General features: G+C 63.1%; 25 protein-coding genes. 8 read left to right on the top strand and 17 right to left on the bottom strand.

The features are described 5' to 3' along the window. Nucleotides 1–32: 32 nt before the first annotated feature. Genes ABQM86_RS03580 through ABQM86_RS03565 form a run of 4 tightly spaced genes read right to left on the bottom strand, consistent with a single transcriptional unit; the run spans nucleotide 33 to nucleotide 3,367 of the window. On the bottom strand, nucleotides 33–266 hold the full coding sequence (locus ABQM86_RS03580; RefSeq protein WP_091465072.1) for a DUF6480 family protein: 234 nt from the start codon (nucleotides 264–266) through the stop codon (nucleotides 33–35). Nucleotides 267–301: 35 nt separating this feature from the next. After that, nucleotides 302–1,177, bottom strand: a complete 876-nt coding sequence (locus tag ABQM86_RS03575; RefSeq protein WP_337340839.1) for an SMP-30/gluconolactonase/LRE family protein — start codon at nucleotides 1,175–1,177, stop codon at nucleotides 302–304. A gap of 10 nt (nucleotides 1,178–1,187) precedes the next feature. Then, nucleotides 1,188–2,645: an MFS transporter gene (locus tag ABQM86_RS03570; RefSeq protein ID WP_369745941.1), complete on the bottom strand. Its 1,458-nt coding sequence runs from the start codon at nucleotides 2,643–2,645 to the stop codon at nucleotides 1,188–1,190. Beyond that, entirely contained in the window at nucleotides 2,642–3,367 is a 726-nt protein-coding gene (locus ABQM86_RS03565) for a TetR/AcrR family transcriptional regulator C-terminal domain-containing protein (RefSeq protein ID WP_207596119.1), read from the bottom strand. Before ABQM86_RS03565 ends, ABQM86_RS03570 begins: the two co-directional genes overlap by 4 nt. A 118-nt stretch (nucleotides 3,368–3,485) precedes the next feature. Between ABQM86_RS03565 and ABQM86_RS03560 the strand changes: the two genes are divergently transcribed. Beyond that, entirely contained in the window at nucleotides 3,486–4,229 is a 744-nt protein-coding gene (locus ABQM86_RS03560) for a DUF2306 domain-containing protein (protein ID WP_369745940.1), read from the top strand. Between the two features lie 40 nt (nucleotides 4,230–4,269). Here ABQM86_RS03560 and ABQM86_RS03555 read toward each other — a convergent pair whose 3' ends face one another. Then, entirely contained in the window at nucleotides 4,270–5,559 is a 1,290-nt protein-coding gene (locus ABQM86_RS03555) for an adenylosuccinate synthase (protein ID WP_280626404.1), read from the bottom strand. 413 nt (nucleotides 5,560–5,972) lie between these two features. After that, complete coding sequence (locus ABQM86_RS03550) at nucleotides 5,973–6,320, bottom strand: hypothetical protein (RefSeq protein ID WP_207596117.1); 348 nt, start codon at nucleotides 6,318–6,320, stop codon at nucleotides 5,973–5,975. Nucleotides 6,321–6,571: 251 nt separating this feature from the next. Here ABQM86_RS03550 and ABQM86_RS03545 point away from each other — a divergent pair, with 251 nt between their 5' ends. After that, nucleotides 6,572–7,204 carry a hypothetical protein gene (locus ABQM86_RS03545; RefSeq protein WP_089593534.1) on the top strand — a complete coding sequence of 211 codons (633 nt, stop codon included), beginning with the start codon at nucleotides 6,572–6,574 and terminating at the stop codon, nucleotides 7,202–7,204. Between the two features lie 81 nt (nucleotides 7,205–7,285). On the opposite strand, the gene ABQM86_RS03540 is transcribed toward ABQM86_RS03545, so the two are convergent. Further along, entirely contained in the window at nucleotides 7,286–8,278 is a 993-nt protein-coding gene (locus tag ABQM86_RS03540) for an ABC transporter substrate-binding protein (RefSeq protein WP_369746624.1), read from the bottom strand. A 163-nt stretch (nucleotides 8,279–8,441) separates the two neighbouring features. Between ABQM86_RS03540 and ABQM86_RS03535 the strand changes: the two genes are divergently transcribed. The 3 genes from ABQM86_RS03535 to ABQM86_RS03525 are packed head-to-tail and all read left to right on the top strand — an operon-like array spanning nucleotide 8,442 to nucleotide 11,394. After that, nucleotides 8,442–9,533: an iron chelate uptake ABC transporter family permease subunit gene (locus ABQM86_RS03535; RefSeq protein ID WP_207597450.1), complete on the top strand. Its 1,092-nt coding sequence runs from the start codon at nucleotides 8,442–8,444 to the stop codon at nucleotides 9,531–9,533. Continuing rightward, nucleotides 9,530–10,576 (top strand): iron-enterobactin ABC transporter permease, encoded by a 1,047-nt coding sequence (gene fepG / locus ABQM86_RS03530; RefSeq protein ID WP_369745939.1) that lies wholly within the window; start codon nucleotides 9,530–9,532, stop codon nucleotides 10,574–10,576. The genes ABQM86_RS03535 and fepG overlap by 4 nt, the downstream gene beginning before the upstream one ends. Then, nucleotides 10,573–11,394, top strand: a complete 822-nt coding sequence (locus ABQM86_RS03525; RefSeq protein WP_207596114.1) for an ABC transporter ATP-binding protein — start codon at nucleotides 10,573–10,575, stop codon at nucleotides 11,392–11,394. Before fepG ends, ABQM86_RS03525 begins: the two co-directional genes overlap by 4 nt. Nucleotides 11,395–11,473: 79 nt before the next feature. Here ABQM86_RS03525 and ABQM86_RS03520 read toward each other — a convergent pair whose 3' ends face one another. Next, a complete protein-coding gene (locus ABQM86_RS03520; RefSeq protein ID WP_039239501.1) occupies nucleotides 11,474–11,896 on the bottom strand; it encodes a DUF3151 domain-containing protein in 423 nt (140 codons plus the stop codon). After that, on the bottom strand, nucleotides 11,896–12,915 hold the full coding sequence (gene fbaA / locus ABQM86_RS03515; protein WP_207596113.1) for a class II fructose-bisphosphate aldolase: 1,020 nt from the start codon (nucleotides 12,913–12,915) through the stop codon (nucleotides 11,896–11,898). Before fbaA ends, ABQM86_RS03520 begins: the two co-directional genes overlap by 1 nt. Nucleotides 12,916–13,101: 186 nt before the next feature. Between fbaA and ABQM86_RS03510 the strand changes: the two genes are divergently transcribed. Further along, entirely contained in the window at nucleotides 13,102–14,184 is a 1,083-nt protein-coding gene (locus tag ABQM86_RS03510) for a hypothetical protein (protein WP_369745938.1), read from the top strand. Between the two features lie 35 nt (nucleotides 14,185–14,219). Here ABQM86_RS03510 and ABQM86_RS03505 read toward each other — a convergent pair whose 3' ends face one another. After that, complete coding sequence (locus ABQM86_RS03505) at nucleotides 14,220–14,906, bottom strand: TrmH family RNA methyltransferase (protein ID WP_369745937.1); 687 nt, start codon at nucleotides 14,904–14,906, stop codon at nucleotides 14,220–14,222. A 56-nt stretch (nucleotides 14,907–14,962) separates the two neighbouring features. Next, on the bottom strand, nucleotides 14,963–16,066 hold the full coding sequence (locus ABQM86_RS03500) for a hypothetical protein (protein ID WP_369745936.1): 1,104 nt from the start codon (nucleotides 16,064–16,066) through the stop codon (nucleotides 14,963–14,965). A 305-nt stretch (nucleotides 16,067–16,371) separates the two neighbouring features. Here ABQM86_RS03500 and ABQM86_RS03495 point away from each other — a divergent pair, with 305 nt between their 5' ends. Together ABQM86_RS03495 and ABQM86_RS03490 are read left to right on the top strand one after the other, a co-directional pair. Further along, nucleotides 16,372–17,193 (top strand): HAD-IIA family hydrolase, encoded by an 822-nt coding sequence (locus tag ABQM86_RS03495; RefSeq protein ID WP_035761154.1) that lies wholly within the window; start codon nucleotides 16,372–16,374, stop codon nucleotides 17,191–17,193. Between the two features lie 22 nt (nucleotides 17,194–17,215). Next, nucleotides 17,216–17,950, top strand: a complete 735-nt coding sequence (locus ABQM86_RS03490; RefSeq protein WP_369745935.1) for a tyrosine-protein phosphatase — start codon at nucleotides 17,216–17,218, stop codon at nucleotides 17,948–17,950. Nucleotides 17,951–17,980: 30 nt separating this feature from the next. Here the strand turns inward: ABQM86_RS03490 and ABQM86_RS03485 are convergent, their stop codons facing one another. The 6 genes from ABQM86_RS03485 to chvE all read right to left on the bottom strand — a co-directional run bounded on the left by ABQM86_RS03485 (nucleotide 17,981) and on the right by chvE (nucleotide 25,006). Continuing rightward, a complete protein-coding gene (locus ABQM86_RS03485; RefSeq protein ID WP_369745934.1) occupies nucleotides 17,981–19,105 on the bottom strand; it encodes a thioesterase domain-containing protein in 1,125 nt (374 codons plus the stop codon). A gap of 105 nt (nucleotides 19,106–19,210) precedes the next feature. Beyond that, the gene (pyrE, locus tag ABQM86_RS03480) at nucleotides 19,211–19,783 is read right to left on the bottom strand and encodes an orotate phosphoribosyltransferase (RefSeq protein ID WP_207596107.1); all 573 of its coding nucleotides are present in this window, start codon (nucleotides 19,781–19,783) and stop codon (nucleotides 19,211–19,213) included. A gap of 26 nt (nucleotides 19,784–19,809) precedes the next feature. After that, nucleotides 19,810–20,796, bottom strand: coding sequence for a LacI family DNA-binding transcriptional regulator (locus ABQM86_RS03475; RefSeq protein WP_369746623.1), 987 nt, complete (start codon nucleotides 20,794–20,796; stop codon nucleotides 19,810–19,812). Between the two features lie 116 nt (nucleotides 20,797–20,912). Continuing rightward, nucleotides 20,913–22,196, bottom strand: coding sequence for a multiple monosaccharide ABC transporter permease (gene mmsB, locus ABQM86_RS03470; protein WP_207596106.1), 1,284 nt, complete (start codon nucleotides 22,194–22,196; stop codon nucleotides 20,913–20,915). A 5-nt stretch (nucleotides 22,197–22,201) separates the two neighbouring features. Further along, the gene (gene mmsA / locus ABQM86_RS03465; RefSeq protein WP_207596105.1) at nucleotides 22,202–23,731 is read right to left on the bottom strand and encodes a multiple monosaccharide ABC transporter ATP-binding protein; all 1,530 of its coding nucleotides are present in this window, start codon (nucleotides 23,729–23,731) and stop codon (nucleotides 22,202–22,204) included. Between the two features lie 126 nt (nucleotides 23,732–23,857). Further along, nucleotides 23,858–25,006: a multiple monosaccharide ABC transporter substrate-binding protein gene (gene chvE / locus ABQM86_RS03460; RefSeq protein WP_280626368.1), complete on the bottom strand. Its 1,149-nt coding sequence runs from the start codon at nucleotides 25,004–25,006 to the stop codon at nucleotides 23,858–23,860. Nucleotides 25,007–25,257 lie beyond the last annotated feature (251 nt).

Below are 25,257 nucleotides of genomic sequence, written 5' to 3'. Positions count from 1 at the left end.
GGACGACATCACGCGTTTCCCGGGATTCCCAGCTAGTCGAAGAAGCCGACGATGTAGCCGATGAAGAACAGCAGCGTCAGCAGCACGCCGGCACCGATGGCTGCCAGCCACAGGAATTGAGTGCCCTTCCTGGGGCCTCCCTCGTCATGGCCCTGCGGTCCGGCGGTGGAGGCTTCGCCAGGAGGGGTCTCCCCCGGGGGCACTCCTCCACCTGGCTCCAAACCGGTGATCTTGTCTTCATATGGATCGGGGTTGCTTCCTGACACGTTCACTCCCTCGATAGCAGCGGCGGGTGCTGTGTTCAGGGTACTCTCATGGTCGTGTCCCGTGTCGAGGTCCGGAGCCGGTACAAGGACGTCGTGGCCGTGAGGTAGAGATCGCGCCCATCAGGCCCGCCGAAGCAGAGATTGGAGACCTTTTCCGGAACGTCGACGGCGGCCAGCAGCGCACCGCTGGGGGCGTAGACGCGTACTGACGAGCCCGCCGACGTCCACACGCGACCCTCGATGTCCACACGGAAGCCGTCCGAGGCCGCATCGTCTTCGAGCTCAACGAATGTGCTGCCCTCTCCGCAGCCGCCGCCCTCAACCGGGTAGACAGCTATCCGGAACGGCACTCCCAAGGCTGGACCCGCCGTGTCTGCTACATACAGGAGTGACTCATCCGGGGAGAACGCCAGCCCGTTGGGGTGTACCAGATCCGTGACCATGGGAGTCAACTCTTCCGTGGCCGGGTCGAAGCGGAAGACATAGCAACCGCCGTACTCCTGCTCACCCTCGTGCCCTTCCACCGTCCCGGGAAGAATTCCATACGGAGGATCGGTAAACCAGACTGTGCCATCCCCAGCCACGACAACGTCGTTGGGCGAGTTGAGCCGATGCTCACCGAACGCCTCAACGATCGGCGTCACCACGCCGTCGTGGTCCCGCTCAATACGCCGGCGGCCGTGGCTGCACTGCACCACGCTGCCGTCACGGTCCAGCGTCCGCCCGTTGGTGTATTCGACGCCGGCGGCGTACTCGCGCGTCGCGCCGGTTGAAGGCGAGAACTCAAGGATCCTGTTGTTGGGAATGTCGCTCCAGCGCACGGTCTGCGACTGCGGAATCCAGAGAGGACCCTCCGCCCACACGGTTCCTTCAAACAACTTTTCCAAGGTGCCGGTGATCAGTTCATCCATGTCTTCGAGACTAGTCGTTCGCGTGTTCCGAGCTGGGTTTCGGGGCCGGTTCGGCGGTGTTGACTTTCCCCTCAGCAGGCATCGCCAGCACCGCCACGACGGTAAGGACTGCGCTGACAAGCACAGCCACGAATACCGCAGTGGACGCCGAAACGGTAGTTTGCGGATCGGGACCGCCGCTGGGGCCGTTGGCATAGACAGCGTTGGCGATGGCCCCGAAAACAGCCACGCCAATGGAACTGCCGATCGAACGGGCAAACAGGTTGGTACCGGTGACCACGCCGCGTTCGTTCCATTCGACGCTGGTCTGGGCGGCAATGAGGCTCGGCGTTGCCACCAGCCCGAGTCCGAGCCCAACGATGAAGCACGCCACTGCCACCAGGATGACGCTGGGCAATGAGGCCGTGAGGGCAAGGAGAGCCGTGCCGATGACTGTGATCACGATGCCGATGATGCCCGTGTTCCGAAATCCGATGCGGAGATACAACCGGCCGGCTTGCGAGGCACTGATGGGCCAGCCAATGGTTAAGGCCGCCAAGGCGAGCCCGGCCAGAAGGGGTGAGGTTTTCAGGGACCCTTCCAGGAACGTTGGGACGTAGGAAGTAAGCCCAAGCATGACGGCACCCACGCCGAAAGAGATCATCGCCGTCGTCGCCAGCAGCCTGCGGGAGACAACCCACGGTGGCAGGATCGGCTCTGCAGCCTTCCTTTCCACCAAGAGGAACGCTACGAACAACAAGGCCCCGCCGGCAAAAACAGAGATGCTGACCGCGGAGTCCCAAGGCCATGCCTGGCCGCCCTGAAGCGCCCCCAGAATGAGCAGGCTCAAAGAAACCGTCAGCAGCCCCGCTCCCAAGTAGTCGATCCGGTGTTTGGTCCGCTCCACTTCCTCGTGGAAGGCCCGGAGGAGCATCCAACCAGCCAGAAGGCACAATGGAATGTTGATGAGGAAGATCCAGCGCCAGATTCCCAGGGATGCGAAAACGCCTCCCAGAGTTGGTCCCACCACGGAAGAAACCGCCCACACACTGGCCAGGTAGCCCTGCACTTTGGCCCGCTCAGCCAGCGTGTAGATATCGCCGGCAATCGTGATCGCCACAGGTTGGACTGCCCCCGCCCCGAGGCCCTGAAGCACCCGGAACGCGATGAGCGCCGGCATGCTCCAAGCCAGGCCGCAGAGAATCGAGCCGAGCAGGAACAGGCCAATCCCGCCCAGGATCATCGGCTTACGGCCCACAACGTCAGAGAGCTTGGCATAGACGGGCACCGAGACCGCCTGCGCCAACAGGTACGCAGAAAAGAGCCACGGGAACGAGGCAAAACCGCCAATGTCCTCCACGATTGACGGCACCGCCGTGGCAACAATGGTGGCATCGATCGCCACCAGGCCCGTGGCGAGCATCAGTGCAATCAGAATGGGTCCCCGCTGGGATCGGAACCCGATTCCTTCTTCGGCCGCTGTGCTCATGCGCGCTTACCCCCGCCTGATGTCCAGTTCCGTTGGTGGAGTCGCTCGAATCCGTCAAGAAGCAGGTCCAGGGCAAACTCGAACTCGAACTGGTCGTCGCAGCCATTCCCCACCACTGACTCGTCATCATGCGCTGCCGCCACAGCGATCCGGAAAAGATTGGGGTAGCTCTCCGCCATGTGCCGGGCCATCGCAGCCTGGGCTTCCGCCGTGATATGTGGCTGGTCCTTGGCGCCGTTCCCTGCCGGGTCGTCAAAGACCTCTTGAGTGAACCCCCACATCCGACTACCCAAGGCGTGCATCACGTGGTGCGTCAGGTCCTCGGATAATCCGCCCGCAAGGAACATGCCCACGAAGGAATCCATGTACCCAAGGACCGCCGGCGTAGTGTTGGTGCGGGTTTCGATGACAGGGCGGGCCCAAGGATGTCGAAGGAGCGCCCGCCTGGCCGAAAGCACCCGGAGACGGACCACGGTCTTCCATGGAGCATCGGGCACAGGTGGGTCGATCTCCCCCACGATGGAATCCACCATGCCGTCGAGGAGTTCTTCCTTATTGGCCACGTGCTTGTAGAGCGCCATCGGAACTACCCCAAGTTCCTGGGCGAGCCGACGCATACTCAGTGATTCGAGACCTGCCTCGTCAGCGAGAGTAACGGCAGCTTGCAGCACTCGGTCGCGGTTCAAGGGCACGCGCTGCGCGGCCTCCGCAAGTTGGGTCATCGGTTGATCCCTTCCCCTCAGCCAAAATCCGGGCCGGGTCTTGACAGGTATACAGCGTACACCTAGTCTTTCGATCATCAAGGTGTACGCCGTACACCTCTACCCCCAAGGCGGAGTCATGAGATCGAAAACCACCACATCGTTCCGGAGCCGCCGCATGACGTGGGTCGTGCCCGCGGCGCTGATTGCCCTCAGTCTCATTCCTGTCATCGCGGGCGCGGCGCGTCTCACTCAGCTGACTGGTGGCGCAACCGTCACTCCGGAGAACGCGAGGTTCTTCGCTTCGCCACTCCCGGTGATTACGCACATCGTCACCGTGACGGTGTACAGCCTGCTGGGGGCTTTTCAGTTCGTCCCTCCTCTGCGGCGGGGCCCCGGACTTCGCCGACGCAGGCGGTCCTGGCACGAAATATCCGGGCGCATCCTGGTTCCTGCAGGCCTGCTCGCCGGCCTGTCCGGCCTGTGGATGTCCGTCTTCTACACCCTCCCGGAAACTGACGGTGAGGCACTGCTGGTTCTTCGGCTGATCTTTGGTACCGCCATGGTCGGGGGCATCATCCTCGGAATCCTGGCGATTCGCCGACGGGACTTCGCAGCGCACGGAGCCTGGATGACGCGCGCCTACGCCATCGCACTGGGAGCTGGAACGCAAGCCCTGGTGCTGCTGCCGTGGATCCTGATGGTGGGCCCCACCGACGAAACCACGCGAGCAACCCTGATGGGCGCGTCCTGGGTCATCAACCTGGTGGTGGCCGAGTACGCCATTCGACGGCGCCATGCAGCGCCCGGTCGCGGAACCCGCCCGGCGGGTCGCGTGCCCACCCCTGCGACGACGACGGCGGGCCACCGGTCGGTTCCGTGAGGAACCAAGGTGACCCGCCGTCGTCGTGACTGGGTAAAACTTAGTCGTTGATCAGGTCGTGAACAACGATCGTCTGGTCGCGGTCCGGGCCGACGCCGATGGCCGAGAAGCGCGTGCCGGAGAGCTTTTCCAGGGCCAGCACGTAGTTGCGGGCGTTCTCCGGGAGGTCTTCCAGAGTGCGGGCGCCGGTAATGTCCTCGGTCCAGCCGTCAAAGTACTCGAAGACGGGCACTGCGTGGTGGAACTCGGTCTGCGTCATGGGCATTTCGTCGTGGCGAACGCCGTCAACGTCATAGGCAACGCAGACGGGGATCTGCTCGATGCCCGTGAGGACGTCCAGCTTGGTGACGAAGTAGTCCGTGAAGCCGTTCACGCGTGCAGCGTGGCGGGCCAGGACGGCGTCGTACCAACCGCAACGGCGGGGACGGCCGGTGTTCACACCGAACTCGCCGCCGGTCTTCTGCAGGTACACGCCCATCTCGTCGAACAGTTCCGTGGGGAACGGGCCGGCGCCAACACGGGTGGTGTACGCCTTAATGATGCCGATGGAGCGCGAGATGCGGGTAGGACCAATGCCGGAGCCCACCGATGCGCCACCTGCTGTGGGGTTGGACGAGGTGACGAACGGGTAGGTGCCGTGATCAACGTCCAGGAACGTTGCCTGGCCACCTTCCATGAGCACAACCTTGCCCTCGTCCAGGGCGTTGTTGAGGACAAGTGTGCTGTCGATGACCAGAGGGCGCAGGCGCTCGGCGAAGGCGAGGAAGTACTCCACGATCTCGTCCACCACGATGTCCCGGCGGTTGTAGACCTTGACCAGGAGTTCATTCTTCTGGCGCAGCGAACCTTCCACCTTCTGGCGGAGGATGGACTCGTCGAAGACGTCCTGGACCCGGATGCCCAGGCGGGCAACCTTGTCCATGTAGGCAGGACCGATGCCACGGCCGGTAGTACCGATGGCGCGGCTGCCAAGGAAGCGCTCAGTCACCTTGTCCAGCACCTGGTGGTACGGAGCAACCAGGTGGGCGTTGGCCGAGACGCGCAGGCGGGACGTGTCCGCGCCACGGGCTTCGAGGCCGTCGATCTCCTGGAACAGGGCCTCGAGGTTCACCACGCAGCCGTTGCCAATAATAGGAATGGCGTTGGGGCTCAGGATGCCCGCGGGAAGGAGCTTCAGCTCATACTTCTCACCGCCAACAACCACGGTGTGCCCGGCGTTGTTACCGCCGTTGGGCTTGACCACGTAGTCAACGCGGCCACCGAGCAGATCGGTTGCTTTGCCTTTGCCTTCGTCGCCCCACTGGGCTCCGACGATCACGATAGCGGGCATGGGATCCTCCCCCATTCTTTCGGGCCAAGCCGCGATGGATTGGCGCCGTACATGAGAATGCCCCGACGATACCGGTGCAGCCTGCCATAAGGGCTGGCATACGCAAGAGTTCGGGGCTCTTACCAGCCAAGTTTAGCCGATGACGCCGGTTTCTCTGGTGTCAAGGTGTCTTGAAAGGCGGCCGGGTGAAGTTTTCCCCAGGGAAACTTCGGCGGGCCTGCGGGCCCTACGCCGCGGGCAGATTACGGTAGTTTCCGCCGAGACCGCCCAGGAACCCGCCCAAACAGGTTCGCCTGGACCTCTGTGGTGGATCCGGAGGTAGCATTCCCCTGTGGTGTTACCGGCCAGGTTTTACCCCGTCAGGGGAGCCAAAACCCGTCCCAGTCCCCTGGTGGATGCCTGCACAAGTGCTTTTAGGTGCCCTGCGCCCCCACCACGAATTGGAGCGCAGCTTCGGCGAACGCCGGCAATTCTTCATGCGCGTCGAACGGCAGCTCCACCCAGTCCTTGTAGGGCCTGTTCATACCCGAGGGATCAAAGGGCGCGGCTCCGGGAACCGCGAGTGCGCGGGCGTACTCCGCGGTATCACGGCCTAATTTGAAGACGACCTTGTCGCCGATCAAACAGGCCAGCGCCTTCTTGTTCAGCACGAGGGAGGTGGCGCCAAACATCCGGCCAATCACCACGCCGGCCGGCGCCAGGTCGGCCCCCAGCCCCTCAAAAGCGGAAACGGCGGCAGCGGACGATTCCTGTTTCTCCATACGGCGCATCATGCAGCACGCCGCATGGTGTCGTCGAGAGTTTGCACGTGGGCCGCGGCCGTCGAGACGCTGGACACGTTTCCGGGCAACACGCCGCGTCGCATTTAAAGGGCGCGCCGAAGCGGGCCCCGTTCACCCCCATAGTCCGGTAAGGTTAGTTAGCCCCCAACAGCACCCTTTGAGGTTCGGCTGCGGCATGCCCGCGGCCCCTTGGAACGGTGCGCTGTAACACCTAGGAGACCTAACCCCTGATGCAAGAACTGGCGACTGAATCACCCGAAGAAATCCTCTGGAACCGCCGCTACGAACCGCATATCGCCGAGGTCAACGAGCTGTGCGACTCCATCAAGGTGCAGAAGCCGGGCAGCGAGGTCCTCTACGTTGACCCCGCCCACAGCATGGATGACTGCCGCATCGTCAGCCTTTTCTCCAATCAGCGCACCACCACCGGCGAGGGTTTCATCAACCCGGGCGACGAAGAAGCCACCACCCGCATGCTTGGCATGCAGTGGCAGCTGGGCCTCCGTCCCGCGCTCATGATGCCGTGGAACGCCTACCCGTGGATCGAGCCCAATGAGGAACCGGGCAAGCTCACACCCGCCAACATCACCGAAGGCCTGAAACCGCTCCTGCGCCTCCTGCAGCTCCTGCCGCGCACCTCCGCCCTGGTGGCGCACGGCAATGAGGCACACCGCCTGGCCGACCAGCTCATGAAGGCCGCTCCGGCCAGCATCGCCCGCCGCGGCTTCAAGACCTTCAAGGTCCGTTCGCTGGGTGGCCGCTCCTTCGCCGGCACCCCGGCCCGCCAGCAGGAATACCTGGACGCCATCCACGGTGCTTACGCCGAGGCCATGGCACGTACGGGTATCCCCCGCAAGGCCTGATCACCAGCAGCAAACGACGGCGGCCCTCACCTTTCCGGTGAGGGCCGCCGTCGTCGTTGGGGTGCTTTTGTTGGGGCGGCGTTAGCCGACCAGCATGCTCCGGAGGTCCTTGAGGATCAGCTGCGCGCCGGTGGGGCCGAGGCCGAGGAACCAGACGTCGTCGCTGACAGCCTTGGCCTGGCCGGCTTTGACTGCGCCGAGCTTGGGCCAGACAGCACCTTCAACCACGGACGTTTCACCGGTTGCTGCGGGATCGCCGTAGCTGCTGTAGAAGATCCAGTCGGCGTCGCCTTGCTCGATGTTCTCGGCCGAGATTTCGGCAGCGAGTTCGTCGATGTTCTGGTTCTCCGGGCGGGCCAGGCCGGCGTCCTTCAGGATGACACCGATCAGCGACTTGTTGGCGTAGAGGCGGATCTTGCCAGGGAGGAAGCGCACCAGGGAGATCTTGGGATCGCCCTTCACATCCGCTTTCAGGGCGTCAGCCTCGGCCTGGTAATCGTTGAGGGCCTTGACGGCCTTGTCTTCCTCGCCCAGGGATTTGCCCACCAGGAGGAAGTTTTCCTTCCAGGGGAAGCCGGGACGGATGCTGAAGACCGTGGGGGCGATGGTGGACAGCTGCTTGTACAGCTTGTCGGCGCGGAGCTGGCTGCCCAGGATGAGGTCCGGCTTCAGCGCCGCGATTGCTTCGAGGTTGAGGTCCTGGATGGTGCCTACCGAAGCCACGTCCTTGACCTTGTCAGCCAGGTAGGTGGGGACAGGGTTGGCGCCTTCAGTAGTGGCCATGCCCACCGGCGTGATGCCGAGGGTCACGACGTCGTCCAACTCGCCGGTGTCGAGGACCACCACGCGGGTGGGCTTCTTCTCCAGGGTGGTCTCACCGTTGGCGTGCTTCAGGGTGCGCGGGAAAACGCCGGGAGCGGCGTCGGTGCCCAACTTGGCTGTTTCCTGGTCCGCAGTGGTGAACTTGGAGCCGCCGGTGGCAACATCGGCGTTGCCGGCGGCCGAACCTGAGCCACCACTGGCGCCGCAGCCCGCAAGGAGGCCTGCCACCACAGCGACTCCGGCCATCTTCATAGCCAGCCTGCGCACTGCACCTCGGCGCACGCGGGAAGCCTTGTGCGGCTGTACTTCAAAATCGTCATTTTTCACTGGGTAAGGCTAACCTAATTAAGGCACACTTTCGTGACGTTGTGATGACAGTCACGAAATGGCCGTCTTATTGTTGCCCCTCTTCGAAATGGTCCCCTGCTGTGTCCCCACTGACGGCGCTATGTCCCCGGTAGCCGCTCCCGCCCTTCCGGCTGCAAGCGCAGTTGCCAGTTCCGGCGTCGTCGTCAAGTCCCGCTGGCGGATCCTCTTTCTGGCGTTCGCTGCGGCGGTCCTTCTCGGCGCCGCGATCCTGAGCCTCGGTGTGGGAGCCAAATTCATCCCAGCGTCCACCGTCCTTGACGCCTTCACCAACCCCCAGGACTCAGCCGATCACGCGATCATCCTGCAGAACCGGCTGCCGCGAACGTTGATGGGCATCGCCGTCGGTGTTGCCCTGGGCGTGGCAGGCGCGCTCATCCAAGCGATCACGCGGAATCCTTTGGCCGATCCCGGCATCCTGGGCGTCAACGCTGGAGCGTCGTTTGCCATTGTCATTGCCATCGGCGTCTTCGGGATCGGATCCCTCAGCGGCTACATCTGGTTCGCGTTCATTGGAGCCATCCTGACAACCGCGGCCGTCTACCTGATCGGTACTTCCGGCAGGAACGTGGTGAACCCGATCCGCCTGACGTTGGCCGGCGTTGCTTTGGGCGCGGTCCTCACGGGGATCGGCTCTGGACTCACGCTCCTGAACCCCAAGGCGTTTGACCACCTGCGCTCTTGGAGCATTGGCTCACTGGACACCCGGAGCATGGAGTCGGTGATGACTGTTGCGCCGTTCATGGGTGCCGGGCTGCTGATCGCACTGTTTTGCGTCCGCGGCCTCAACGCCGTGGCGTTGGGCGACGACCTTGCTACCTCCCTCGGCGCCAACGTCAACCGCACCCGGATCATGGGCGTCGTGGCCATCACCCTCCTCAGCGGCGCGGCAACTGCCGGTGCCGGTGCCATCGGCTTCGTGGGCCTCATGATTCCACACGTTGCCCGTTGGATCGTCGGCCCTGACCAGCGATGGATCCTGGCAACCACAGTGCTGCTCTCCCCTATCCTGCTCTTGGTGTCAGACGTGGTGGGCCGGATCGCCGCTCCCGGGGAACTCCAGGTTGGTGTGGTGACCGCATTCATCGGGGCGCCGGTGCTGATCGCGTTGGCGCGGCGCCGGAAGGTGAGTGGGCTATGACGCGCCTGGATGTTGGCCGGCCCGTTGTCCTGCTTCGCAACCGTTCGCTGAGCCTCCGGTTCGATGTCCGCAGCATCCTTGTCTGCATCCCGTTGATCCTCGCCGCCCTGGCTGTTGCCGTGATCAGCTTGGCAACCGGCGACTACGACGTTTCAGTACAACAGGTCCTGCAAGCCTTCACCGGTGATGCCCCCGGGCTGGCCCAAACCATCGTCATGGAATGGCGCCTCCCCCGGGTACTCGCGGCGCTGGTGTTCGGTGCCGCACTTGGCATGAGCGGTGGCATCTTCCAATCCATGACCCGGAATCCCTTGGGCAGCCCGGACATCATCGGCTTCAATACGGGCGCCTACACCGGTGCGCTCATCGTCATGCTGACCCTTGGCGGGGGCTATCTTGGCATTGCCGCAGGAGCGCTCGTTGGCGGTATCCTCACCGCGTTGGCCGTCTACTTGCTGGCCTACCGGCGCGGCTCCCAAGGATTCCGGCTCATCATCGTGGGCATCGGCATCAGCGCGATGCTCGCCGCGTTCAACCACTGGCTGATCCTGCAGGCGGAACTTGAGGCCGCTTTGGCGGCAGCCGTCTGGGGAGCCGGGTCCCTCAACGGCATCACGTGGGAGCAAGCGGCGCCTGCCGCCGTCGTGGTTGTTGTGGTTGGTTTGGCTACACTGGCGGCCGCGCGCCGGATGCAGCTTTTGGAAATGGGCGACGACGCCGCGCGCGCCTTGGGCGTCCGGGCGGAACCCACCCGTTTGCTGTTGCTGATCCTGGGTGTGGCGTTGACTGCAGCCGTCACGGCGGTTGCCGGTCCCATCGCGTTCGTCGCCTTGGCCGCACCGCAGCTCGCCCGGCGTCTTACCCGCAGCGCCGGGATCACGCTGGTGCCTTCGGCCGCGATGGGGGCCTTCCTCCTGGTGGCCAGCGACCTCGCGGCCCAGCGTTTGTTCGCCCCGATCCAGTTGCCTGTGGGCGTGGTGACGGTGTGCATCGGCGGTATCTACCTCGTCTGGCTCCTGGCCAGCGAAGCAAGGAAATCATGAGCCTCACTACGGCCGCGCCACAGCTCCATGCCGAAGCACTGACCATCGGCTACGAGCAACGCATCATCTCCGAGAACCTCAATGTGCGCATTCCCGAGGGACAGTTCACGGTGATCGTGGGGCCCAACGCCTGCGGTAAATCCACGCTGCTGCGCGCACTCGCCCGGCTCATCAAGCCCCGCAGTGGACAGGTGCTGCTGGACGGAAAATCCGTGACGTCCCTGCCTGCGAAAGAACTGGCACGCCGCCTCGGGCTCCTGCCCCAGTCCTCCATCGCCCCCGACGGCATCACCGTGGCGGACCTTGTAGCCCGCGGCCGATACCCGCACCAGAAGCTGCTCCGCCAATGGTCAGTGACGGATGAAACGGCTGTGGTTGAAGCGATGGAGGCCACCGGCGTCGCTTCCTTGTCCGGCCGGCTGGTGGACGAACTGTCCGGCGGCCAGCGGCAGCGCGTGTGGGTAGCCATGGTCCTCGCCCAGCAGACACCGCTGATGCTCCTGGACGAGCCCACCACGTTCCTCGATATCGCGCACCAGATCGAGCTGTTGGAGCTGTTCCGCGAGCTCAACCTGGACAAGGGCCACACGCTGGTTGCCGTGCTGCACGACCTCAACCATGCCAGCCGCTACGCGGACCACATCATCGCCATGAAGGACGGCGTGGTGGTGGCCGAGGGCGCACCCGCTGCAGTAATCACCGAGTCCTTGGTGGAGGAAGTGTTCGGCATGGCGTGCCGGATCATCGATGACCCCGTGACACACACGCCGCTGGTGGTCCCGCTTGGACGGCCACGCCACTCTGCGGTCACGGACTGACGCTGTTCGACCAACGCTGTTAACGACGACGGCGACCCTCGCCTTTTGGTGATGGTCGCCGTCGTTGTTTGCTTGGGTCCTAACGGGCTTCGAGCGCAGCCTTGGCTTTCGGGTCCGAGTCGTTCAGGAACTTCTCGATCCGCTCCGGCTCTTCAGCCTCGCCGATCGCCGACGCCGCACGGCCCAGTGCGTAGAGCGCACGCAGGAAGCCCTGGTTGGGCTCGTGCTCCCACGGGATGGGTCCGACGCCGCGCCAACCGTTGCGGCGCAGCGAATCCAGGCCGCGGTGGTAGCCAACACGGGCGTAGGCGTAAGACTCGATGGTCCGGCCTTCAGCCCAGGCTTCCTCCGCGAGGATGGCCCAGAGGAGGGACGACGTGGGGTTCTGCGCTACGAGGTCCAGTGCTTCCTTGCCGAGTGCAAGGTGCTGGTAGATCTCGTTTTCGGCGGGCAGGAGCGTAGGCTCCGGCCCCATCAGGTTCTTACGGAATTCGTCGGACATTAGAAGGTCTTGCCCACCGATCCGAGCTGCTGCGCAGCTTCGACGATGCGCGCGGCCATGCCGGCTTCTGCCGAAGCGCCCCAGACACGGGGGTCGTAGGTCTTCTTGTTGCCCATTTCGCCGTCGACCTTCAGGACGCCGTCGTAGTTGGAGAACATGTGGCCGGCCACCGGGCGGGTGAACGCGTACTGGGTGTCGGTGTCGATGTTCATCTTGATCACACCGTAGGAAACGGCGTCAGCGATTTCCTGTTCCGTGGAGCCCGAACCGCCGTGGAAGACGAGGTCGAACGGGTTTTCCTTGCCGATCTTCGCGCCGACCTCGGCCTGGATCTGCTTGAGCAGTTCAGGGCGGAGCTTGACGTTGCCCGGCTTGTAGACGCCGTGCACGTTGCCGAAAGTCAGGGCGGTGAGGTAGCGGCCGTTTTCGCCGGCACCGAGGGCCTCGATGGTTGCAAGGGCGTCTTCGGTGGTGGTGTAGAGCTTCTCGTTGATTTCGTTCTCAACGCCGTCTTCTTCGCCACCAACCGTGCCGATTTCAACCTCAAGGATGATCTTCGCAGCAGCAGCGCGTTCCAGCAGTTCACGGCCGATGCGCAGGTTCTCGTCGAGGGCTTCGTGCGAGCCGTCCCACATGTGCGAGTTGAAGATCGGGTCCTTGCCGGCCTTGACGGCTTCCTCGGAAGCAGCCAGCAACGGCAGGACGAAGTCCGCCAGCTTGTCCTGCGGGCAGTGGTCCGTGTGCAGGGCGATGTTGACGTTGTAGTTCTTGGCAACTTCGCGGGCGAACGCTGCGAAGCCGAGGGAACCGGCAACCATGTCCTTAACCGAGGCACCGGACCAGTAGGCTGCGCCACCGGTGGAAACCTGGATGATGCCGTCAGATTCGGCCTCGGCGAAACCGCGGATCGCAGCGTTCAGAGTCTGCGACGACGTCACGTTGACCGCGGGGAAAGCGAATCCGCCTGCCTTTGCGCGGTCGATCATCTCGGAGTAAATCTCTGGGGTTGCAATGGGCATGGTGACTCCTATGCTGATTCGTCTGTGGGTTGGTAACCCTGGAGTAGACCGCTTACGGCTAGCACCCATCCTAGCGATATCCGCCGTGCCGCCGTGTTTCGGGTCACTGGAGCTCTTAACACTTCCGCCGGGTTGAGACTCCCCCTGCCACCCCCGATTCATCTAAACGGTGGATATACTGCGGGAATGGAGATCCCCCCGAGTGCAAACAACCAGCCCCACTTGACGCCATACCTGCAGCAGCAGGGCGGTACTTTTCCCGAAGGGCAACCCAGACGGAACCGGAAGCTGATTATTGCCATCGCAGCGGGCGCAGCGGTAGTCCTCACCGCTGCCACCGCTGGTGTGGTTCTCCTGGTTTCATCGTTGTCACCGGCGCAGGACGTCAGCGCAACAGCTGAAACATACTTCCAGGCCCTGATCGACGGGGACGGCGAGAAGGCCCTGAGCGTATCCGACCCTGGCGTCCCCGAAAATGAAAAGGCTCTCCTCCAGAGCAACGTGTACAAAAATGCAGGGCAGCACATTGACGGTTACCGGATCATGGACGCAAAGTCGGATTTTGTCACTGCCGAAGTCACCCAGAACGGCCGCAAGCAGGAAATCATTCTGAGGATGACCAAGTCACCTGAAGGCGAGTGGAAGGTTGGGGCTAAAAACTTCCAAAAGATCCGGCTCAGTTCCACCCGTCCCGTGGAGTCGTTCACCGTGAACGGCGTCGACGTTGCCGCTCCTGGCGCCGGAACCGGGGCGAGGGATTCCCAACTGCTGATGCCGGCCTTCCCCGGCGAGTACACCCTGGGCATTTCCGGAGACAAGTACGCAACGGCCGAAGAGCAGAAGGCCTTGGTCAGCATTGACCGGGCGATTTCCAAGACCACCGAACGTTTAACGGTGATACCCAGCCAACTGCTTCTGGATGAGACCCGGACGCTTCTTGAGAACAAACGAAGTGAATGTACTGCCACCACTCCGGTCAATGCATCCGAAGCGTCCCGTCGTGGTTGTTCCGGGTTCGCGCTCTACGAATACCGCCCTACCCGCAATCTGAAATGGACCATAGAGAAGGAGCCCACCTTCACTCTCCTTCGCAGCGAGGACGGTTGGATCATCCAGTCGGAGGAAGCGGGCAAGGCTTCCGTGAGCTACGAGGTCAACAGCGGCCGTGACGACGCCCCGCAATGGGAACCAAAGGTTGAGCTTGTAACACCCAGGGCCTCTGGTGAGATCCAGATCGTGGACGGAAAAGCCACCCTGAAAGATCGGTAGACGGGCATCGGCGGGGGCTGATACTTGAGGCTTGCCTAGCTGACAGGTTGCTGGAACACGTGTCGGCGGACCCACGCGTGCATGGCGATGGCCGCGGCTGAGGCCGCGTTCATGGACCGGGTGGAGCCGAACTGCTCAATGGACAGCGTGGCGACGGCGGAATCGTGCACCTCGGGCGACAGGCCGGGACCTTCCTGCCCGAACACCAATACACAGTTTTTCGGGAGGTCGTACGTCTCCAGGGGCACGGAATCCGGGAAGATATCGATGCCGATCACCGCAAGCCCCTCGCCCTCCGCCCACTGGACAAATTCCTCAACGGTGGGGTGGTGGCGCACGTGCTGGTAGCGGTCGGTGACCATGGCCCCGCGACGGTTCCACCGCCGTCGTCCTATGATGTGGACCTCTTTGGCGAGGAACGCGTTGGCGGTCCGCACCACGGTTCCGATGTTGAGGTCGTGCTGCCAATTCTCGATGGCGATGTGGAAGTCGTGACGCTTGGAATCGAGATCCGCCACGATTGCCTCGTGCTTCCAGTACCTGTAGTGGTCCACCACGTTGCGGCGGTCACCATCCCTCAACAGGTCCGGATCCCAATGGTCACCCGCCGGCAGCTCGCCTTCCCAAGGCCCGACGCCGACCTCGGGTTTCGCTTCTGCCTCGCCCTCCGGTGTGGTTTCGGCAGGGGTGGGCAGGGCTGTGTTGGGGGGAAGGTCAGTCACCCCTCAACTTTAGCCCTGCCCCGTCGCCCGTCTGGGCGGGCTGGGTCAAACGGCTCTTAGCCCATCTTCCACTTGTTGATGCGGTAGGAGTTAGCCAACTGCTCAAAGAGTCCCGGATGCGCATCCCAGTACGTCTTGTGACCACTGACGCCGAGCATCTGCGGCGTGCCCCAGGGGGTCACGGAGAACAAGTTCACGGCCTGGATGGCTTCGCCACGGGCATTGGTGCACGTAAAGCTGATGACTACTGCGGCACCACGGCGGAACTCACGGATTTCCGGCATGGACGTCTTGAAGTCGGAGGTGCACTTGTGGCCCACCAGGTTCTGGGGCAGCTCCGTGGCGGTCATGCCCTTGTATCGGGCTTCGATGTCCTGGATGGCCTTCTTGACCTCTTCCGGATCCTTGCCGAACTTGCCTTCCCCGGACTCTGCAAAGAACGCGTAGGCCAGCGCAATGCCATCGCCGTCGGCTTCTACCGTGCCTTGGGCCTTCTTTTGGATCTCTTCGCCAGTGGTGGGGTCCTTGGTGATGCCGAAAGACTCATCGTGGGTCCACTCGGCCAAGTACTGGAAGGAGGACTCGCCTGTCACCCACTTGCTGAACAGCGGATCGCCGTCCGCCGGAACGTTGCTGGGTCCGGCAAGCTCTTCCCACACGGCCGGCAGCGGGATGGCGCCGGCAGGGATATCACTCGACGCCGATGCGTCGCCCGAGGGTTCAGCAGAAGGCTCGGACGCTGCCTCCGAAGCTTCGTCCGAGGATGTTACCGACGGTGCCGGGGTCTCCACTGCGGTGGGCTTGGTCATCGACGGGATCAGCCAGGTGAACGCCACCACCAGCGCAATGATCACGACGACGGCGACACCACCGAGGATGAGGAACAGCGACTTCTTGTTGTGGTCGCCCGGGTTCTGGCCGGGCCCTCCGGGTCCTCCGGGTCCGTCCGGGTAGCCAGGCTGGCCCGGGTATGCGGCACCCGGCGGCGGGAAGCCTGGCTGGCCCTGCTGGGCGTCCTGACGCTGTGCCTCCGGCTGGTACATGGGCTGGGTCTGCCCCGGTTGGTACTGGCCGTACTGCCCCTGCCCGGTGTCATAGCGCGGCTGCGGCACGCCGTCGGGGTTGTAGGGAGGCTGAGGGGCTCCATTGTTGTTGCTCATGGCAGGACCTTTCGAAGGCAGTGAGTCACCGGGATGCTTCTGGGGACAACCCGATGGATAAACCGGAAGAGGGGACCTGCTGAAGCGTGGGCGACGCATAAAAACCACCATGTCGATCCCCCGACCCACGGTGGTGGCACGCCTGCGCCGCCCCCAGCGTAGTCGAGTCCGAGGCGTCCACCGCAAGTCACAGCGGATATCCACATGGGCAGAACTACCCACATAAGCGGGATCACAGGATGTTAGGGCCGCAGATTGATGAAAGACTGGTGGCAGTGCATGAACAATCCCAGCCGGAGGCAAATATGGCAGAAGAAACCACGTCCACATCGGTTTATCGAAACGGCCACGAAATTGAATGCTGGCTTACGGACATGGACGGAGTCCTGGTCCATGAAAACCAGGCGATCCCCGGCGCAGCTGAACTCATCCAGCGCTGGGTAGATACCTCCAAGCGCTTCCTGGTCCTGACCAACAACTCCATTTTCACCCCCCGCGACCTCGCAGCCCGCCTGCGCGCGTCCGGCCTGGAGGTTCCGGAGGAGAACATCTGGACGTCTGCCCTGGCCACCGCCCAGTTCCTCAAGGATCAGGTCCAGTCCTCGGATTCGGGCAACCGCGCCTACACCATCGGCGAAGCCGGGCTGACAACGGCCTTGCACGAGGCCGGGTTCATCCTCACCGATACCGATCCCGACTTTGTGGTCCTTGGCGAAACCCGCACTTACTCCTTTGAAGCGATCACTATGGCCGTCCGCCACATCCTGGCCGGCGCCCGCTTCATCGCCACCAACCCGGATGCCACTGGTCCTTCCAAGGACGGGCCCATGCCGGCAACCGGTGCTATCGCGGCCATGATCACCAAGGCCACCGGTCGCGAGCCCTACATTGTGGGCAAGCCGAACCCCATGATGTTCCGTTCAGCCATGAACCAGATCGACGCCCACTCCGAGACCACGGCCATGATCGGTGACCGCATGGACACGGACATCGTGGCGGGCATGGAAGCCGGCCTGCACACAGTCCTGGTGCTCAGCGGCATCACGCAGCGCGAGGAGATCGTTTCCTTCCCGTTCCGTCCCAACCAGATCCTGAACTCCGTGGCCGACCTCAAGAGCCAGATCTAAAAAGGACCAAAAGGACCGAACCATGGCTGTGCTCAATCTGCGTCCTCTGGCCGGTGGCCGGATTCTCAGGGGGAGCCAGCCGTTCGGTTTGGATGCCGCTGCGACGTCGGGGTTCCTGGCGGAGCACGGCATCCAAGCGATAGTGGACCTGCGCAGTGAGCTTGAGCGTTCCCTGGTTCCGTGGCTGATCCCTGGCCACGAAGCCGTTCAAAACGACAAAGTTCACGACGACGGTACCCGGCCTGCCGCCGTCGCCCCGCCCGTCGTCGAACTCGTGAACAACCCGCTGGACCCGAACGCAATCGCCGGCTCGCTCCATGCGGTGGAGACAGCGGAGGATCTGGGCGAGCTGTACCTCGGCTGGATCAAGATGCGTCCGGAGTGGGTCGCTGATGCGCTGCGGCCCGTTGCGCGCGGCAAGCGCACGCTGGTCCATTGCTCGCTGGGCAAGGACCGCACGGGGGTGGTGTCGGCGATCGCACTCCTGGCCGGTGGCGGATCAGAGGATGCCGTGGTGGAGGATTACACCACCACCACCCTCAGCCTTCCCACCATGCTGGAAGTCATGGCTGAAACGTGGCGACTGCATGTCCCCTCCACTCCTGCGGCCTATTTCAGCCCGGAACTGATGGTCCTGCAGAGCCCTGAAGCAGCGATGCGGCATTTCCTCGCTGCCTTCGCGGAGGAGTTCGGCGATGCGCGGAGCTTCCTGCGCGAGGCAGGCCTTACCGCCGTCGAGGTTGAAGCGCTGCGTTAATCGTGGGGCCTATGGTAGCCCGGTCAGCACCTAGGCCGGGCGGATGACCCTGCCATTCGGTTCCTGGTACGACGGCTCCTCAGGCTGGGGCGGGAGCGGCTGGAGTTCGTCCTGGACCCGTTCCAGCAGCGGGCGGTAGATGTTCCCGTTCCATTGCGGGCTGGCGTGGGCGGGCCGTGCGCCTTCCGTGCTGAGCGTGGGCAACGCCATATTGTTGCCGAAGACCTTGCTCCACCCCGCACGCGCCGACTCGTAATCCACGGTGCCGTCCTTGGCGTTGCCCAAAAAGGCCATCTTGGCGCCACCGATCTTTCCGGCCAGGCGGAGTCCGTCAAAGTGGTAAATGTACGCCGACTCCGTCTGGATGAGCACGCTGGAAGGAGCGATTGGCGAGAGCTGTTCGAGGCTTTGGTCGAGGATTTGCCGCCACGTGCGCTCGTCCTTGTGCGCCACGCGCTCCCCCAGCTCATAGCCGCCGCGGAGGACCGACGGAATGCGGAAGCCATTCTCGTACAGGAACACGACGCCGTCGAACCAGCTCTGGTCCAGGACGTCGGCGCGGCTGAACGGGCTCGAATCCAGGACAATCAGCTGCGTTTCCACGCCGTGCAGTTCCAAGAGGCGGGCGGCCACCTGGGTGGCGAGCATCCCGCCGAAACTGTGGCCGTAGAAGTAGAGCTTCTCCAGTTCCAGTTCGCGGACGTGCAGGATGATTTCCCGGACGATCTCGTCCACGTCCAGTCCCAGGTTGGAATATCCGACGGCGGCAAGGCGGCCGCGCTGGTGCAGGGCAGGACGCAGTGAGTTGAGGATCCACTGGGCTTCTTCCCAGCTGGTTTTGTACCCGGGGAACAGGATCCAGCTGGCTTTGGGGAAGTACAGGTCCGAGTACGGATCAGGAACCCGGAGGATCTTGGTAGCCCGCCGTTCAGCCTGGACACGGCGGGTGAAAAGCATGTCCCCGGCCAGCGCCGCGGAGGCTCCGGCGGTGATGAGGAAGTTCCGACGGGACGTCTTCTTGAGGCGGGCAGCGTAAGGCAGGATCCGGGCCCATGCGCCCGGATCCTCTGCCTGCTCCGGTTCAGGAGAAGCCGGCACGGCGGGGTTTTGATCCACCTCCGCCGGTGCCGGGAGCTTCCCTACTTGAACGTCCACGCAGCAAGCATAGGCTTCGGAAGGTGGTACCTCACAGCCCCATGGTTTGTGTGCAGCTGATGCCCTTAAGATGCGCCTTTACGGTCAACGGCTGTACAAAACTCCTTAGCTGAGGCCCAGCTCGTCCTTGCCGAAAGCGAAGAGGTACGGCACGCCGGTTTCGGCTTCGATCTTCTCTTTCGCGCCGGTGTCGCGGTCGACGATCACGGCGACGGCCACCACATTGCCGCCCGCTTTACGGACGCCTTCGACGGCGGTCAGCGCGGACCCGCCGGTGGTGGACGTATCCTCGAGGACCACCACGTTGCGGCCCTCAACGGAGGGACCTTCCACCTGGCGGCCCATGCCGTAGGACTTCTGGGCCTTGCGGACCACGAAGGCGTCCACGGCACGGCCGGCGTCGGCAGCGGCGTGCATCACAGCGGTTCCGACGGGGTCGGCACCCATGGTGAGTCCGCCCGCGCACTCAACTGAAACGCCGGCGTCGTCGATCATAGCCAACATGACCTGGCCCACCAGCTTGGAGGCCTCGTGGTGCAGGGTGATGCGGCGGAGGTCGATGTAGTAGTCCGCTTCCTTGCCGCTGGAGAGGATCACCTTGCCGCGGACCACCGCCAGTTCCTTGATGAGTTCAAGAAGGCGGGCGCGGGCAGCAGCAGTATCAAGCGTGGAGGTCATGGCTCCTAGTTTAGTAGGAGTGACGTTCAGCGAGGCGCAGGGGCGGCCGTGGTGGAGCGGATCACCAAGCGGGGCTTGACCATTTGTTCACCGCTTGCCTGCTCTCCATCCAACTGTTGAAGCACGGCCTCCATGCAGCGGCGGCCGAGTTCCTCGAAGTCCTGCTTGATGGAGGTCAGGGGAGGCATGAAGAATTCAGCTTCCGGTTGATCGTCATAGCCCACCACGCTGATGTCGCCGGGCACATGGCGTCCCGCTTCCTGGACGGCGCGGAGGACGCCCACGGCCATCTGGTCGTTGGCGACGAAGACCGCGGTGATGCTCTTGTGCTGAAGGAGATCGAGGCCGGCACGGTAACCCGAGGCGGCATCCCACCCACCTTCAAGGAGGACCTCAGCTCCCAGCCCTGCAGCACCGAGCGCTTCCTGCCAGCCTTTGATGCGCTCCGCAGCGTCGATCCAGTGCGGGGGGCCGGAGATGTGGGCAATACTGCGATGCCCCAGATCGATCAGGTGGTCGACGGCAAGGCGGGCTCCCAGCCGTTGGTCGAGGGAGGCGCCCGTCAGTTGGTTACCGGCTCCTGCGCCTACGGCAACGATCGGCACGGGTACTGAAACGTCGCGCAGGACGGCCAGGACATCGGGGTGCGGAACCAGGATGACAATGCCGTCCACGGACTGGTTGCGGAAATGCGCAATTGCATCGTTGATGCTTTCGCCGGTGACTTCGCGAAGATTCGCAATGCTGACGAAGTACCCGGCTTCCCTGCCCGCCTGCTCCACCCCGAGGAGCGTGTTCGCCGGACCAAACTGGCCCGTTTCGCACGCAAGTACCCCGATGGTCCGGGACCTCCGGGTCACCAGGCTGCGGGCTGCTGTGTTCCGCCTGTACCCAAGGTGCGCGATGGCCGATTCCACGCGTTCCCTGGTTTTTCCGCTGACGTTGGGATGGTTGTTCAGGACACGGGAAACGGTTTGGTGCGAGACCCCGGCCATCTTCGCGACGTCGCCCATGACGGGAGGCCGGGCCGGCAGCGCGGGCGGGTCCAGCGGGGCGGGCGGCCCCGGCGGGGCCCCGGGCTGCGCCCGGGACCCCGCTGCAGGCGGATGTTCGCCGCGTGACATGGTTCCTACTTTGCGTCGACGCCTACGGGCTGCGCTTTGGCGGCAGGGGCCGCCTCGGTTGCCGGAGGCGTGGTCTTCCACTTGAAGCGACGGCCCATGGAGGACCCTCCACCGGCACCTGTCCGGTTCTTGTTGAAGATGTCGAAGCCAACGGCGAGCAGGAGCACCAAGCCCTTGATGAGCTGCTGGTAATCGGTACCCAGGCCAAGGATGGACATGCCGTTGTTCAGGACGCCCATGATCAGGCCACCGATCATGGCACCGGCTACCGTGCCGATGCCGCCCTGGACCGCTGCGCCACCAATAAAAGCGGCAGCAATGGAGTCGAGTTCGAAGCCGGTACCACCGGCAGGCTGTGCCGAGTTCAGGCGGGCCGTGAACACCAGCCCTGCCAACGCGGCCAGGACACCCATATTGACGAACAGGCGGAAGGTGACTTTCTTGGTCTTGATGCCCGAAAGCTCGGCCGCGTGGAGGTTGCCACCGATCGCGTACGTGTGGCGGCCGAAAATGCTGTTGTTCATCAGTGCCGAGTAGACGATCACCAGGACAGCCAGGACGATCAGGACAATCGGGGTTCCGCGGTAGCTGGCCAGCAGGAACGTGATGATGAGCATCAGCACTGCGATGAAGCCGTTCTTGACGGCGAACCAGGCCATCGGCTCATTCTCCAGGTTGAACTTGCGGCGTACCCGACGTTCCTTCAATGCCTGGAAGAGGATGGCTGCCGTGCCGCCGACGCCAAGGATGACCGTCAACCATTCCAGGACGGAGGTACCCCCCGAGATGTCCGGCAGGAAGCCGCCACCCAGTGCGCGGAGCTCGCTCGGGAAGGGGGTGATCTGCTGGTTCTTGAGGGTGATGAGGGTCAGTCCACGGAAGATGAGCATGCCGGCCAGGGTGACGATGAAGGCTGGAATGCCCACATAGGCAATCCAGTAGCCTTGCCACGCTCCCACCAACGCGCCAACCAGGAGGCAGGCCGGGATGGCGAGCCACCACGCCCAGCCCCAGTGCACGATCATCACGCCGGCGACAGCGCCGATGAAGCCTGCGATGGACCCGACGGAAAGGTCAATGTGTCCGGCAATAATGACCATCACCATGCCGATGGCCAGGATCAGGATGTAGCTGTTCTGGACCACCAGGTTGGTGACGTTCTGCGGCTGCAGGAGGATGCCGTCGGTCAGGACCTGGAAAAGGATGACGATCAGGATCAGGGCGACGAAGATGCCAACCTGGCGGAGGCGGCTTGTGAGGAAGCCAAGGGATTCTCGTAGGGCGGACATGTTCGCTATTCCTTCTCTTGGGTCATGTAGTGCATGAGGGTTTCCTGGGTGGCTTCGGCGATGGGGACTTCGCCGGTGATGTGGCCTGCGGACAGGGTATAGATCCTGTCGCAGATGCCCAGGAGCTCCGGAAGCTCAGAGGAGATCACAATGACTGCTTTCCCCGCGGCTGCCAGCTCGGCAATGATGGTGTAGATCTCAAACTTGGCGCCGACGTCGATTCCACGGGTTGGTTCGTCCAGGATCAGGACATCAGGGTCTGAGAACATCCATTTGCTCAGCACTACCTTTTGCTGGTTTCCACCCGAGAGCTTGCCCGTGATGGCAGCAACGGAGGGAGCTTTGATGTTCATGCTCTGGCGGTAGTGGTTGGCTACGGTGGTCTCTTTGTTGCCGTCCACCCAGCCGCGCTTGGCCAGCTTGTTCAGTGCGGCCATGGAGATGTTGCGCTTGATGTCCTCGATCAGGTTCAGGCCGTAGTGCTTACGGTCCTCGGTTGCGTAGGCGATCCCGTGTTCGATGGCATCGGAAACGGTGGAAGTGTTGATTTCTTCCCCGTACTTGTAAACCTTGCCCGATACTGCCCGCCCGTACGTCCGGCCAAAGACGCTCATGGCCAGCTCGGTCCGGCCGGCACCCATGAGGCCTGCCAGCCCTACAACTTCACCCTTGCGTACGTTCAGGCTGGCATTGTTCACCACCATGCGGGAATGGTCCTGGGGATGCTGGACAGTCCAATCCTCGATGCGGAGGACTTCCTCGCCGATATTGGGAGTCCGGTCCGGATAGAGGCTTTCAAGGTCGCGGCCCACCATTCCACGGATGATGCGTTCCTGCGTGATCTGGCCCTGATCCAGCCGCAGGGTCTCGATGGACTTGCCATCGCGGATGATGGTGACGGCGTCTGCCACTTTGCGGATCTCGTTGAGTTTGTGGCTGATGATGATGCTGGTGACGCCCTGGCCCTTGAGGTGAAGGATGAGGTCCAGCAAGTGGTCTGAGTCTTCATCGTTCAGCGCCGCGGTCGGCTCGTCCAGAATGAGGAGTTTGACCTCTTTGGACAGTGCCTTGGCGATCTCCACCAGTTGCTGCTTGCCAACACTGATGTGCTGGATGGGGGTCACCGGATTTTCACTGAGGCCCACCCGGGCCAGCAGCTTGGCGGCTTCCAGATTGGTCTTCCGCCAGTCCACCCAGCCGTTCCTGGCCAGCTCGTTGCCGAGGTAGATGTTCTCGGCGATGGACAGGTACGGGCTCAGGGCCAGTTCCTGGTGGATGATCACGATGCCGCGCTTTTCGCTGTCCGTGATGCTTGAAAATTCGCAGGGTTCGTTCTCGAAAAGGATGTCGCCGTCGAAAGTGTTGTGGGCGTAAACGCCGGAGAGCACTTTCATGAGGGTGGACTTCCCGGCGCCGTTCTCACCACAGATGGCATGAACCTCACCTCGGTTGACGTCCAGGGTGACGTCCTGCAGGGCTTTTACCCCGGGGAAGGTCTTGGTGATTCCTCGCATTTGAAGAATGGGTACGTTCATCGTCAATTCCCGCTGACTGGTTGGAACTTGGCCGGGCCGAGGACTCGACAGGCTCTGAGGGAGGCTGCGGTCCCGCCGCACTGCGCGCTGCAGCACAGGGCGGCGGGACCACAGACCGGGAACTACTTACTTGACGTCGGATTCCTTGTAGTAGCCCGAGTCGATGAGTTCCTTCTGGAAGTTGTCCTTCGTGATGATGACGGACTTCAGCAGGAAGGCCGGAACAACCTTGACCTTGTTGTTGTAGGTCTTGGTGTCATTGGTTTCCGGCTCGGTGCCCTTGAGGACAGCGTCCACCATCTTCACGGCCTGAGCGCCGAGCTGGCGGGTGTCCTTGAAGATCGTGGAGTACTGCTCGCCTGCGACGATGGACTTAACGGAGCCCTTTTCTGCATCCTGTCCGGTGACCACGGGAAGGCTTCCGGTGGAGTAGCCGCCGGTGCTGGTCAGGGCGGAAATGATACCGATGGAAAGGCCGTCGTACGGGGACAGAACGCCGTCCAGCTTGGTGCCGGAGCTGTAGGCCGAGGTAAGGATGTCTTCCATGCGCTTCTGGGCTACTGGTGCCTGCCAGCGCAGGATGGCTGCCTGCTCAAACTTGGTCTGACCGCTGGGGACCTTCAACGTACCGGCATCCAGGTACGGCTTGAGGGTGTCCATGGCGCCGGTCCAGAAGAAGTTGGCGTTGTTGTCGTCCGGGCTTCCCGCGAACAGCTCTACGTTGAACGGGCCCTTGCCCTCTACCTTCTTGCCGCTGGCGTCAACCAGGCCAAGCCCGGTCAGCAGCGAGGTAGCCTGTTGGACGCCCACGGTGTAGTTGTCGAAGGTGGTGTAGTAGTCCACGTTCGGTGTTCCGTTGATGAGCCGGTCATAGGCGATGACCTTGACGTTCTGCTCCTTGGCTTTGGCCAGGACGTCGGTCAGGGTGGTGCCATCGATGGCCGCGATGATCAAGGCCTTCGCGCCCTTGGTCAGCATGTTCTCAATCTGGGAAACCTGCGTAGGAATGTCGTCGTTGGCGAACTGAAGGTCCGTCTTGTAGCCGAGGTCCTTCAGGGACTTCTCCACGTTGGCGCCATCCGCGATCCAGCGTTCGGAGGTCTGGGTAGGCATCGAAATGCCCACCAGGGAATCGCTGGGGTTCGCGCTGCTGGTGGACTCCGCAGTGCCTCCACGGCTTCCGCAGCCCGTGGCTCCCACGGTCAAGGTCAGGACAACCGCTACGGCGCCCAGGAGTTTTTTCAATCTCACGATGCTCTCCTTCCGCGGCAGCATTGCCGCGAACTCTGATGCAGCCGGAGCATCTGCGCGTCCGGCACGGTAAAGCTGGGTGGCCTGTGTGCTGGGGGCGGCACATGCCGGTGAAAAGTGATGCGACTGCCATTGTGAACGCTAACAATACCGTCGGTCAAGTGCCGTGGATCACGAATTGATTGCAGACCCGAACCTTCCCCGGAACTCTTGACTTGAAACGTTGTTAGCGTTAACAATTGGCCACTTCGCCCGCCTGCAACGTTCCGGACGGC

The sequence above is a fragment of the Paenarthrobacter sp. AMU7 genome (assembly GCF_041200195.1).
In the GTDB taxonomy this organism is placed as follows: domain Bacteria; phylum Actinomycetota; class Actinomycetes; order Actinomycetales; family Micrococcaceae; genus Arthrobacter.
This window is presented reverse-complemented; position numbering and strand designations above follow the sequence as displayed.

Bases quoted from the DNA above. Each gene is read 5' to 3' on its own strand.
- ABQM86_RS03550 (WP_207596117.1), bottom strand. From the start codon at position 6,320: ATGGAGAAACAGGAATCGTCCGCTGCCGCCGTTTCCGCTTTTGAGGGG.
- ABQM86_RS03475 (WP_369746623.1), bottom strand. From the start codon at position 20,796: ATGGGCGACGTCGCGAAGATGGCCGGGGTCTCGCACCAAACCGTTTCC.
- ABQM86_RS03575 (WP_337340839.1), bottom strand. From the start codon at position 1,177: ATGGATGAACTGATCACCGGCACCTTGGAAAAGTTGTTTGAAGGAACC.
- chvE (WP_280626368.1), bottom strand. From the start codon at position 25,006: ATGCTGCCGCGGAAGGAGAGCATCGTGAGATTGAAAAAACTCCTGGGC.
- ABQM86_RS03565 (WP_207596119.1), bottom strand. From the start codon at position 3,367: ATGACCCAACTTGCGGAGGCCGCGCAGCGCGTGCCCTTGAACCGCGAC.
- pyrE (WP_207596107.1), bottom strand. From the start codon at position 19,783: ATGACCTCCACGCTTGATACTGCTGCTGCCCGCGCCCGCCTTCTTGAA.
- mmsB (WP_207596106.1), bottom strand. From the start codon at position 22,196: ATGTCCGCCCTACGAGAATCCCTTGGCTTCCTCACAAGCCGCCTCCGC.
- ABQM86_RS03560 (WP_369745940.1), top strand. From the start codon at position 3,486: ATGAGATCGAAAACCACCACATCGTTCCGGAGCCGCCGCATGACGTGG.
- ABQM86_RS03490 (WP_369745935.1), top strand. From the start codon at position 17,216: ATGGCTGTGCTCAATCTGCGTCCTCTGGCCGGTGGCCGGATTCTCAGG.
- ABQM86_RS03510 (WP_369745938.1), top strand. From the start codon at position 13,102: ATGGAGATCCCCCCGAGTGCAAACAACCAGCCCCACTTGACGCCATAC.
- ABQM86_RS03495 (WP_035761154.1), top strand. From the start codon at position 16,372: ATGGCAGAAGAAACCACGTCCACATCGGTTTATCGAAACGGCCACGAA.
- ABQM86_RS03555 (WP_280626404.1), bottom strand. From the start codon at position 5,559: ATGCCCGCTATCGTGATCGTCGGAGCCCAGTGGGGCGACGAAGGCAAA.
- mmsA (WP_207596105.1), bottom strand. From the start codon at position 23,731: ATGAACGTACCCATTCTTCAAATGCGAGGAATCACCAAGACCTTCCCC.
- ABQM86_RS03520 (WP_039239501.1), bottom strand. From the start codon at position 11,896: ATGTCCGACGAATTCCGTAAGAACCTGATGGGGCCGGAGCCTACGCTC.
- fbaA (WP_207596113.1), bottom strand. From the start codon at position 12,915: ATGCCCATTGCAACCCCAGAGATTTACTCCGAGATGATCGACCGCGCA.
- ABQM86_RS03500 (WP_369745936.1), bottom strand. From the start codon at position 16,066: ATGAGCAACAACAATGGAGCCCCTCAGCCTCCCTACAACCCCGACGGC.
- ABQM86_RS03535 (WP_207597450.1), top strand. From the start codon at position 8,442: ATGGTCCCCTGCTGTGTCCCCACTGACGGCGCTATGTCCCCGGTAGCC.
- fepG (WP_369745939.1), top strand. From the start codon at position 9,530: ATGACGCGCCTGGATGTTGGCCGGCCCGTTGTCCTGCTTCGCAACCGT.
- ABQM86_RS03525 (WP_207596114.1), top strand. From the start codon at position 10,573: ATGAGCCTCACTACGGCCGCGCCACAGCTCCATGCCGAAGCACTGACC.
- ABQM86_RS03540 (WP_369746624.1), bottom strand. From the start codon at position 8,278: ATGAAGATGGCCGGAGTCGCTGTGGTGGCAGGCCTCCTTGCGGGCTGC.
- ABQM86_RS03545 (WP_089593534.1), top strand. From the start codon at position 6,572: ATGCAAGAACTGGCGACTGAATCACCCGAAGAAATCCTCTGGAACCGC.
- ABQM86_RS03570 (WP_369745941.1), bottom strand. From the start codon at position 2,645: ATGAGCACAGCGGCCGAAGAAGGAATCGGGTTCCGATCCCAGCGGGGA.